This window comes from Streptomyces sp. WAC04114, from assembly GCF_019733245.1.
Taxonomy (GTDB): Bacteria; Actinomycetota; Actinomycetes; order Streptomycetales; family Streptomycetaceae; genus Streptomyces; species Streptomyces massasporeus_A.
The window spans coordinates 1-6,117 of sequence record NZ_JAIGQA010000282.1 but is presented as its reverse complement, the minus strand read 5'-3'; the positions used below and the strand labels follow the sequence as shown (position 1 = coordinate 6,117).

6 protein-coding genes are annotated in these 6,117 nt (G+C 70.6%); 4 read left to right on the top strand and 2 right to left on the bottom strand.

Going from position 1 to position 6,117, the window contains the following annotated elements; genetic code table 11:
• Positions 1–3,091 (top strand): transcription-repair coupling factor (gene mfd, locus K4G64_RS37745; protein ID WP_221760382.1); only part of this gene is annotated, 3,091 nt, incomplete at its 5' end.
• Positions 3,092–3,144: 53 nt separating this feature from the next.
• On the opposite strand, the gene K4G64_RS37740 is transcribed toward mfd, so the two are convergent.
• Both K4G64_RS37740 and K4G64_RS37735 read right to left on the bottom strand, forming a co-directional pair.
• Positions 3,145–3,285, bottom strand: coding sequence for a hypothetical protein (locus tag K4G64_RS37740; protein ID WP_221760381.1), 141 nt, complete (start codon positions 3,283–3,285; stop codon positions 3,145–3,147).
• Between the two features lie 139 nt (positions 3,286–3,424).
• The gene (locus K4G64_RS37735) at positions 3,425–3,610 is read right to left on the bottom strand and encodes an antitoxin (protein WP_221760380.1); all 186 of its coding nucleotides are present in this window, start codon (positions 3,608–3,610) and stop codon (positions 3,425–3,427) included.
• Between the two features lie 162 nt (positions 3,611–3,772).
• Here K4G64_RS37735 and K4G64_RS37730 point away from each other — a divergent pair, with 162 nt between their 5' ends.
• The 3 genes from K4G64_RS37730 to K4G64_RS37720 form a co-directional block, all read left to right on the top strand.
• A complete protein-coding gene (locus K4G64_RS37730) occupies positions 3,773–4,549 on the top strand; it encodes an HNH endonuclease family protein (protein WP_308122596.1) in 777 nt (258 codons plus the stop codon).
• 109 nt (positions 4,550–4,658) lie between these two features.
• Positions 4,659–5,402: an N-acetyltransferase gene (locus tag K4G64_RS37725; RefSeq protein WP_221760379.1), complete on the top strand. Its 744-nt coding sequence runs from the start codon at positions 4,659–4,661 to the stop codon at positions 5,400–5,402.
• 263 nt (positions 5,403–5,665) lie between these two features.
• Positions 5,666–6,117 (top strand): hypothetical protein (locus tag K4G64_RS37720; protein ID WP_260461524.1); only part of this gene is annotated, 452 nt, incomplete at its 3' end.

The following is a 6,117-nucleotide window of genomic DNA, read 5'->3' as shown; positions in this document are numbered from 1 at the left end:
GGTCGCCCTGAGAACGGGGCAGACCACCGACCTCAACGAGATCGTCGAAGCCCTCGCGGCAGCCGCCTACGCGCGCGTGGAGCTCGTCGAGAAGCGTGGCGAGTTCGCCGTGCGCGGTGGCATCCTCGACGTCTTCCCGCCCACCGAGGAACACCCCCTGCGCGTCGAGTTCTGGGGCGACGACGTCGAGGAGATCCGCTACTTCAAGGTCGCCGACCAGCGCTCCCTCGAAGTCGCCGAGCACGGCCTGTGGGCGCCGCCGTGCCGCGAGCTGCTGCTCACCGAGGACGTCCGCACGCGCGCGGCAGCCCTCGCCGAACAGCATCCCGAGCTCGGTGAGCTGCTCGGCAAGATCGCCGAGGGCATCGCCGTCGAGGGCATGGAGTCCCTCGCGCCGGTCCTCGTCGACGACATGGAGCTGCTGCTCGACGTGCTGCCCAAGGGCGCCATGGCCGTCGTGTGCGACCCGGAGCGGGTCCGCACGCGCGCGTCGGACCTCGTGGCCACCTCGCAGGAGTTCCTGCAGGCTTCCTGGGCGGCCACCGCCGGGGGCGGCGAGGCCCCCATCGACGTCGGCGCGGCCTCTCTGTGGTCCATCGCGGACGTCCGGGACCGGGCCCGCGAGCTGGACATGATGTGGTGGTCGGTGTCGCCGTTCGCCGCCGACGAGGAGCTCGACGGGGACACCCTCAAGCTCGGCATGCGCGCCCCGGAGACCTACCGCGGCGACACCGCCAAGGCCCTCGCCGACACCAAGGGCTGGCTCGCCGACGGCTGGCGCACGGTGTTCGTCACCGAGGGGCACGGCCCGGCGGCCCGAACGGTCGAGGTCCTCGGCGGCGAGGGCATCGCCGCCCGCCTGGACGGGGACCTCGCCGAGATCTCCCCGTCCGTCGTGCACGTGGCGTGCGGCTCGATCGAGCACGGCTTCGTCGACGCGGCCCTCGGACTCGCCGTCCTCACCGAGACGGACCTGACGGGCCAGAAGGCGTCCGGCCGCGAAGGCGCCCGCATGCCGGCCCGCCGCCGCAAGACCGTCGACCCGCTCACCCTGGAGCCGGGCGACTACATCGTCCACGAACAGCACGGAGTGGGCCGCTACATCGAGATGGTGCAGCGCACCGTCCAGGGCGCCACCCGCGAGTACCTGGTCGTCGAGTACGCGCCCGCCAAGCGCGGCCAGCCCGGCGACCGCCTCTACATCCCCACCGACCAGCTGGAGCAGATCACCAAGTACGTCGGCGGCGAGGCCCCCACGCTGCACCGCCTCGGCGGCGCCGACTGGACGAAGACGAAGGCCCGCGCGAAGAAGGCCGTCAAGGAGATCGCGGCCGACCTCATCAAGCTGTACAGCGCGCGCATGGCCGCCCCCGGGCACGCCTTCGGCCCGGACACCCCCTGGCAGCGCGAGCTGGAGGACGCCTTCCCCTACGCGGAGACGCCCGACCAGCTCACCACCATCGCCGAGGTCAAGGAGGACATGGAGAAGACGGTCCCGATGGACCGCCTGATCTGCGGCGACGTCGGCTACGGCAAGACGGAGATCGCGGTCCGCGCCGCCTTCAAGGCCGTCCAGGACGGCAAGCAGGTGGCCGTCCTGGTGCCCACGACGCTGCTGGTGCAGCAGCACTTCGGGACGTTCAGCGAGCGGTACGCGCAGTTCCCGGTCAACGTGAAGGCCTTGTCCCGCTTCCAGACCGACACCGAGGCGAAGGCGGTCCTGGAGGGCCTGCGCGAGGGCTCGGTCGACATCGTCATCGGTACTCACCGGCTGTTCTCGTCCGAGACGAAGTTCAAGGACCTGGGCCTGGTCATCGTCGACGAGGAGCAGCGGTTCGGCGTCGAGCACAAGGAGCAGCTGAAGAAGCTCCGGGCGAACGTCGACGTGCTGACGATGTCCGCGACCCCGATCCCCAGGACGCTGGAGATGGCGGTCACCGGCATCCGCGAGATGTCGACGATCACCACCCCGCCGGAGGAGCGCCACCCGGTCCTGACCTTCGTCGGCCCCTACGAGGAGAAGCAGATCGGCGCCGCCATCCGCCGTGAGCTGCTGCGCGAGGGCCAGGTCTTCTACATCCACAACCGCGTCGAGTCGATCGACCGCGCGGCGGCCCGGCTGCGCGAGATCGTCCCCGAGGCGCGCATCGCCACCGCACACGGGCAGATGTCGGAGCAGGCGCTGGAGCAGGTCGTCGTCGACTTCTGGGAGAAGAAGTTCGACGTACTGGTGTCCACGACGATCGTGGAGTCCGGCATCGACATCTCCAACGCCAACACCCTGATCGTGGAGCGCGGCGACAACTTCGGGCTCAGCCAGCTCCACCAGCTGCGCGGCCGGGTGGGCCGAGGCCGCGAGCGCGGCTACGCCTACTTCCTCTACCCGCCGGAGAAGCCGCTGACCGAGACCGCGCACGAGCGGCTCGCGACCATCGCCCAGCACACGGAGATGGGCGCCGGTATGTACGTCGCCATGAAGGACCTGGAGATCCGCGGCGCGGGCAACCTCCTCGGCGGCGAACAGTCCGGTCACATCGCCGGCGTCGGCTTCGACCTGTACGTCCGGATGGTCGGCGAGGCCGTCGCCGACTACCGGCGCCAGCTGGAGACCGGCGAGATCGAGGAGGAGCCGCCGCTCGAGGTCAAGATCGAGCTGCCCGTCGACGCGCACGTCCCGCACGACTACGCGCCGGGCGAGCGCCTCCGTCTCCAGGCGTACCGCGCCATCGCCTCCGCCAACTCGGAGGAGGACATCAAGGCGGTCCGCGAGGAACTCGTCGACCGCTACGGCAAGCTGCCCGAGCCGGTGGAGAACCTGCTGCTCGTCGCGGGCCTGCGCATGTTCGCGCGCGCGTGCGGCGTCGGCGAGATCGTGCTCCAGGGCAACAACATCCGGTTCGCGCCGGTGGAGTTGCGCGAGTCGCAGGAGCTGCGGCTCAAGCGGCTGTACCCCGGGGTCGTCATCAAGCCGGCCGTGCACCAGGTGCTGGTACCGCGCCCGAAGACCGCGAAGGTGGGCGGCAAGCCGCTGGTCGGGCGGGAACTGCTGGCGTGGGTCGGGGAGTTCCTGACGTCGGTGCTGGGGTCGTGACGCGTCGGCGGCGGCCGGGGCGTCGCTGACGCCTCGGCTCCGCTGAGGGGCGGTCAGACCACCGGCCGTGCCGCGGCACCGGTCCTCCGGTGCCGGGTGGCCGGCGGGGCGAGTGCGCTGCCGCCGGCCTGCCGCAGTGCCGTCACAAGCCGGTCGCGCGCGGCGACCTGCGCGGCGATACGGGCCTCCAGCATGGCGAGTCGGGCGGCGGCGGGCTCTGCCCGACGGCAAGGGACCGGCTCCGGATGCGCCAAGCCCCCGCCACAGACACACGTGAAGCCGCCCGCAGGAGGTATCCGTGGGTCTCCGCGGACGGCCTCGGAGTCGGAGGCCTTACTGCTGTTCGGGCCGTTCCCGGTCGCGGTCCATGCCCAGCGAGCCCTCGACGCGCTGCTGACCGGAGTCGACCTGGTCCTCGTACTTGCCGCCGGTCCTCTCGTTGACCCGCTCTTCCGCGGCGTCAGAGCCCTGCTTGCCCTTGTTCCGCGCCTGGCTCTTGAACTTGTCGAAGATGCCCATGCAAAGCTCCCTCCGGAGATGACTCAGAACCGACGATACGCGCGAGATGCGAAGTATGCGCATTGAGGCCCGATGTGGTCTGAACCTCTTCCTCGCTACCGTAGGACCGGGCGCGGGCCGCCCGTATCGGAGCGGAACAGGCAGACAGAGGAGGGGCGCAGGGTGACGCGTCTGAGGGGCGGGGCGGCACTGGCTGTCGCGATGGTGTTCACCGGTTCGGCGCTGGCCGGCTGCGAGGGTTTGGCCCCGCCCGCGGACGGCGGTGGAGCCTCCGCATCCGGCGCCCCGGCCACCGGCGACGGACGCGCGGCGAACCCGCTGGACAATCCGGACGGCACCAAGCCGGGGCTGGCGGCGGTCACCTCCGACGCGGACAAGGAGAGGGCGCGTGCCCTGATCGAGAAGGTGGCGACGAAGGGCCGTGGCCCCAGGACGGGCTACGAGCGGGACAAGTTCGGCTACGCCTGGATGGACTCGGCGCCTCGTGAGGTCCCCTTCTCCCACAACGGCTGCGACTCGCGGAACGACCTTCTGAAGCGAGACGGGGAGGACCTGCGTTTCCGCGCGGGATCGGACTGCGTCGTCACCTCGCTGACGCTGCACGACCCCTACACCGGGAAGGTCATCGAGTGGACCAAGTCCCATGCGATCAAGGTCCAGATAGACCACGTCATGCCGTTGTCGTACGACTGGCAGATGGGCGCCTCGCGCTGGACGAAGGACAAGCGGGAGTCCATCGCCAACGACCCGCTCAACCTCGTCCCGGTGGACGGGCCGACGAACGGCTCGAAGGGGGACTCCGGTCCGGCGTCCTGGCTGCCCCCGAACAAGCGGATCCGCTGCGCCTACTCGGTGCGCTTCGCCCAGGTGTCGCTGAAGTACGAACTCCCCGTGACGGCGGCCGACAAGGAGATGATGCTCAAGCAGTGCGGCGGGTAGGGCCTCCGCCGGTGGGCAGTTGATGTCGACCGGAGAGTGACGGATGCGGGGCGGGCGTCGATCGGTAATTCGGTTCCGCTTGTCCGCCGCCCCTGCCTACCGTGATCACATGCAGCCGACGATAGCGAGCCTCGCCGACCGCCCGGACATGCTGGAGCGGGTCGTCGGAATGGCGGACAGCTGGCCGGAGTTCGTGATCCAGGACCTCGTGGGCGCCGCCCACTTCCCGCGGATCGCCGCCGAACTTCCGGAGTACGTCCTGTTCGCCGAGGACGAGCGGGGCGAGGTCGTGGCGAACGCCTACAGCGTGCCGTTCGCCCTCGGAGCCGAACACCGTGGCCGGCTGCCGGCCAACGGCTGGGACACGGTGCTGGTGTGGGCCTTCTCCGATCTGCGGCGCGGAGTCCGGCCCGACACCGTCAGTGCGATCTCGGTCTCCATAGCCCCGCAGGCGCAGGGGCGCGGCCTGTCCGGGCTGATGCTCTCGGCCATGCGGGACAACGCCCGGGCCCGCGGCTTCCGCGAGGTCGTCGCCCCGGTCCGCCCCAATGCCAAGCACCTGGAACCGCATACGCCGATGGAGGAGTACGCCCGCCGTGTCCGCCCCGACGGCCTGCCTCAGGACCCGTGGTTGCGCGTCCACGCCCGGGCCGGAGCCACCATCGACTCGGTGGCCCCGGCGTCCATGACGGTGGCCGCCTCGCTCGCGGACTGGCGTCGATGGACGGGCCTGTCCTTTGACACCGACGGCGACATCGAGGTGCCGGGCGCTCTGGTGCCGGTGCGCTGTGAGATGGAGCGCGGGTACGCGGTGTACGTCGAGCCCAACGTGTGGATGCGGCACCTCCTGTAGGCGGCACCCCCTGTAGGCGGTACCCCCTGTAGGCGGTACCTCCTGTGGGCGGGGACCCCCGCAGGCGGCACTCCTGTAGGACGTGAGGGAAGGTACGGCCTCCGGCGGGCCGGGGGCGGGCTGTTCACGCGAAGTGATCAGCATGACAACGGTTCGGTACAACCCGTGACCGGTTGTCCGTGTCGGGCTATACGCTCGGACTCCCCAACAGGGTCTGTCACTCGCACGTCCGTCCCATCGGCCACACCGGTCCAGGAGCAGTCATGTACGGCCACGGCGCGGCGCCGCCTCCCCGCAGCGCGGCAACGGTCATCTCCCTGCGTGTGCTGTTCGCAGCAGCCGGCTTCCTCACATGCGGAGTGCTGGCCTGCGTACCGCTGTTCCGGGTGGCCGTGCTGCGCGGGCGGGCCCTGGACTGGGTGCTGGCCTGGGTGAGTCTCCCGCTGTCCATCGCGTGCTTCGTCGTGATCGGCACCCTGCCGGAGGACGACTACCGGACCGACATCGCGCTGGCCCTGATTCTGCTGCTCGGAGCGGCCTCCGCCATCTACTTCCTCGTCGTGGACATCGGACACCACGGCGAGCAGCGGAGGTTCGCCGGTTACGCCTCGCCCCACGCGCCGACCGTCACGCAGGCCCCGTACGGCTATCCGCACCAGGCGCCGCCGTACGGCCCGACGTCCACGCCGGTTCCGCAGCCCCCGGGACCCCACAC